The following is a 4,038-nucleotide window of genomic DNA, read 5'->3' on the forward strand; positions in this document are numbered from 1 at the left end:
AGCGGCAACAAACTCGAAGCGGATCCTGGGCGAGCGTTTGGTGACGGTCGGCATGCTTCATTGAGGCACGGCACGCGAGGATATTCAACGCCGAACCCAAAAAAAATCTTCACCCGCCGGTGCAATACCTCAGGCGATGGCTAAGGTTTGGGGTATTCCGGTTACCGCGGCCCATCCGGGGCTTCGGTTGATGCCGCTTCAGCGTTTCCAGCACGTGCGCCCGACCAAACCCGGAACCGTGGTGGCGTTTGGATGACAAGTCGCCCGGCACTGGCGGGAGCCCGGCCTCGACCCGGCATGAAGTTCGCCCGGGCCGCGCCGGCGGTATCCGTTCACCCGCACGGTACGCACAGCCGGTCATGGGGAACATGCCCTTGAAAGACCGTGTGAGCCGGCGTCTGGAACACCGCAGCGGCGTGACCCATGAGCACGTTGGCCCTCTGCGCGTGTGGTTCCATCCCATCCAGCGTGCCACACCGAACTCGCCAGGGTACCCGACACGCGGCACCATGGACGCGGCACAGTGGCCCCCTGGTAGTTCCACCCAGCGGTGCGGGCAAGCCGCAGACCGGAGTCCCCGGCCCAGTGTCCGTGTGCACGGATTCACCCCGCCAAGCGGGAATGAACGGGGCGGTTCAGCCCTCCCCGAAGCCACCTTCCGAAGAGGAAGTCGGGGTGCATCGGTCGGGCCCCTGGGCGTCCGACCGGACGGGGTCGGCCGCCGTCGGTTTCAGTCCCCGCTGCCAGAGGTCGAAGTGATAGAGGGCGGCCACCACCACGCAGTGTCGGATCCGTCCGGAGGCAACCAGGCGGGGCAGCTCATCCATCGGCATCAACCGGGTGACGATGTCTTCCCCCTGATCGAACTGAACGGGGTGGGTGCACCGGCAATCTTCCACCAGCACGGTGTAGGTACGGTTGCTCTGGATGGCCGGATTGGGCAGGACCTCGCCGATCAGTCGGGCACGCACCCCGGTGTAGCCGGTTTCCTCGCGCAGTTCACGCACGGCGGTCTGCACCGGGTCGGTCTCGCCGGGATCCATCAGCCCACCCGGGATTTCCAGTTCCACACTGTCCGTCCCGTGTCGGTACTGCTCCACCAGCACGACCTGTCGGTCCGGGGTCAACGCCACCACGTTCACCCAGTCCACCGAGTCCATCACGTAGAATTCGTGGGTCCGGCCGGTTCGAGGCGAACGCTTCAGGTCCTTGCGCAGGCGAAACACCTTGAAGTCGCCCAGCGGGATGCTCTGCAGTCTTGTCCAGGGTCGAATCATGGTGGATTCAAGGCCGTGTGCCAGTTCGTGAGCCCGGTGCAGCCCGGCCCGACCGGTTCAAACGCCCGGGCGCCCGGCGTCGGATCCGTCCGAACGGGCCCGGGCAAACAACCGCAGCAGGTGGGCCAGTGCTTCCTCCCTGGACCGGCCCTTGGCCCGCGCCAGTTGCTCGGCCCGGCGCAACACATGACGGCTCATCTCCAACGATCGGTCCGCCGGGCAACCCAGGCTCTCCAACAGTCGCGCCACCGCAGCCAGCTCGGCCTCAGCATCAGACCCGGTCATGAGTGCGGGGGCCGGCCGGTACCCGGCTCAGCGGGCCTCGGCCGGTACGATACGGATGCTTTCCACGTGGATGCGCCGAATGGGGCAATCCCGTTCGTCCGTGGGTGTCCGGGCGATGCGGTCCAGCACATCCTCACCCTCCACCAGGCGGCCGAAGGCGGTGTACTTGCCATCCAGAAAACGTGCGTCGCCATGGCAGATGAAGAACTGGCTGCCGGCCGAGTCGGGATCCTGCGCGCGGGCCATGGACAACACACCGCGCACATGGGGACGGTCGTTGAACTCGGCCGGAACCCGGTAGGCCGGTCCGCCCGTGCCCCAGCGGGCTTTTTGCGATTCATCCCGGGTCAGCGGGTCACCACCCTGGATCACAAACCCGGCAATGACCCGGTGAAAGCAGGTCCCGTCGTAAAAGCCTTCCCGGGCCAGCTTCTTGAAATTCTCCACGTGCCGCGGCGCCACCTCGGGCCACAGTTCCAACACCATGGTGCCTTCGCTGGTTTGAATGACCGCCAATTCCTCCGCCATGTTTGCCTCCCGGTTCTGGGTTGTTGGTTCTGGGTCGTACCGACCGCACCCGGCCGCGCTCACGGGGCCTGCGAGGCGGGGACGATCCGGATCGTCTTCACAGTGACACGGTTCAACGGGCGGTCCTGGGCGTCGGTGGGCGTGTTGGCGATGCGGTCCAGGACCTCCTCACCCTTGATCAACCGGCCAAAGGCCGTGTACCGGCCATCCAGGTGGGGAGCATCACCGTGGCAGATGAAGAACTGGCTGCCGGCCGAGTCGGGATCGCTTCGCCGCGCCATGGAAACCACGCCGCGCTCGTGCTTGCGGGAATTGAACTCGGCCTTGATGGTATAGCCGGGGCCGCCCGTGCCCCACCGCGCTTTCTGAGACTCGTCCTTTGTCAGCGGGTCACCCCCCTGGATCATGAAACCCTTGATCACCCGGTGAAAACAGGTGCCGTCATAGAAACCCTGCCGGGCCAGTTTCTTGAAATTCTCGACCGTGCGGGGCGCCACATCCGGCCAGAACTCCAGAACCATGGTCCCCTCGCTGGTCTCGATCACCGCCACCTCGGACTCGGCGGCGCCCTTGGCCGAAGCCCCGCCAGCCGGCTGGTTGGTCGGTGTCAGGGACGCTGCGGCCCCCGCCTGTCCCAGGGCCGTACCCTGCACCAGCAGACCTGCCATCAACACCAGGCAACTCACGCCCCGGATCTCATGCAAACACGACGCCAGTCTCATACCACCCCAATCTTCCCCCTCCCTGCCGCGCTTGTCACGTCCCGAATGAACTCCGGCATCGGCCGGGTCCGTTCCAGCTCGGAACTCTGTCGGGCCGATGTGCACCAGGTCCCGGGCGCCCGCGCGGCACCTCGAGGGACCCGGTCCCGGACACGCCCCGGGCCATTACCTTTCATGGATCGACAAACACCCACCCGGAAACCGACCCCGCAACCCCGGCGGGATCAATCCTTCGGCAGGTGCTCCAACTCCCGCTGCAATTCCTCGGCCGAAGCCGGCCTGGCCTCCGGCTCCACCTCGCAACAACGCTGTACCAGCCGGTAAAAGGTAAGCCGCAGGTTCGTGGCAATCCATAAGTTGAAGCACAACCACGTCGAGGCGCCTGCCAGTTTATTGCATGATCAAGAGCAGCCTTGGCGTGGAACCAGCGGCCTCCGACCGCGCCACCAATCCGTGTCCAGACGGTACAGCCACCGGTCTCCTGCCTCGTTCCAACACCACCCAAACCGATGAAACCATCCTTGCCCCAGCCGAAAAGCCGGCGCTCTCCCTTTTGCGGCACCCGCGTCGTCGTTGGTGCGCCCGCGTGGTTGGCCCAGTGCACGCCACCGGCGGTTCACCCCTCCACGCCCGAGCTCACGGTGGACCAGCCGATTGTCCCCGGGGCGGCAGGCCCAGACGGAGTCGGGTGCGGTCATCAATCATCTCAAGGTAATTATCCGGTAACCCCAGCATCCGAAAATAGTTTGGGGGCAGGGGTTCGCGAGGAGTATGACGCGACGCATTGAAGTATCTCGCAACGTTCTTTCTGATACCTGAGATATCGAACGTCACCGGTATATCCGGCAGCTCGTCACCTTCCGCTTTGTCATCCTTATCCTGCCAGCAGACATGAAAGATCGGCAACTGGTAAACGGTACCATCGTAATCCTCCTGAATCCTTAGCCAGCGGTGGGGGCGGCGTGTCAAAGGGTGGTTTCGAATCGGAGGAGTCTCTAAACGAGATCTGGGAGGGCTCTGGGGCTCATCGGGGAGGGGTCGTCCGGGCGCCGGAAGGGCCGGAGGGCCGTGCCAGGGTGGTCTTTTTCCCAGATGCGGGAACGCTCCGCCCTGGCCGCCAGGGGCGGTCGGCGCGCGCGGGGTTCGGGCCGCGACTCCAGTTTAGCCGGAGGGCACCGCCGCTTCCGCCGCCACGGCCCGCCACCAGCGCGCTTGCCACTGGTGCC

4 protein-coding genes are annotated in these 4,038 nt (G+C 65.4%); all 4 read right to left on the reverse strand.

The features are described 5' to 3' along the window. Nucleotides 1–635: 635 nt before the first annotated feature. Genes G4L39_RS00020 through G4L39_RS00035 form a run of 4 tightly spaced genes read right to left on the reverse strand, consistent with a single transcriptional unit; the run spans nt 636 to nt 2,812 of the window. Entirely contained in the window at nt 636–1,277 is a 642-nt protein-coding gene (locus G4L39_RS00020; RefSeq protein WP_165104976.1) for an NUDIX hydrolase, read from the reverse strand. Between the two features lie 57 nt (nt 1,278–1,334). Beyond that, a complete protein-coding gene (locus tag G4L39_RS00025; RefSeq protein ID WP_165104977.1) occupies nt 1,335–1,562 on the reverse strand; it encodes a hypothetical protein in 228 nt (75 codons plus the stop codon). Nucleotides 1,563–1,589: 27 nt separating this feature from the next. Next, nucleotides 1,590–2,090, reverse strand: a complete 501-nt coding sequence (locus G4L39_RS00030) for a peptidylprolyl isomerase (protein ID WP_165104979.1) — start codon at nt 2,088–2,090, stop codon at nt 1,590–1,592. A 59-nt stretch (nt 2,091–2,149) separates the two neighbouring features. Further along, the gene (locus G4L39_RS00035; protein WP_240893694.1) at nt 2,150–2,812 is read right to left on the reverse strand and encodes a peptidylprolyl isomerase; all 663 of its coding nucleotides are present in this window, start codon (nt 2,810–2,812) and stop codon (nt 2,150–2,152) included. Nucleotides 2,813–4,038: the final 1,226 nt, after the last annotated feature.

This window comes from Limisphaera ngatamarikiensis (assembly GCF_011044775.1).
In the GTDB taxonomy this organism is placed as follows: Bacteria; Verrucomicrobiota; Verrucomicrobiia; order Limisphaerales; family Limisphaeraceae; genus Limisphaera; species Limisphaera ngatamarikiensis.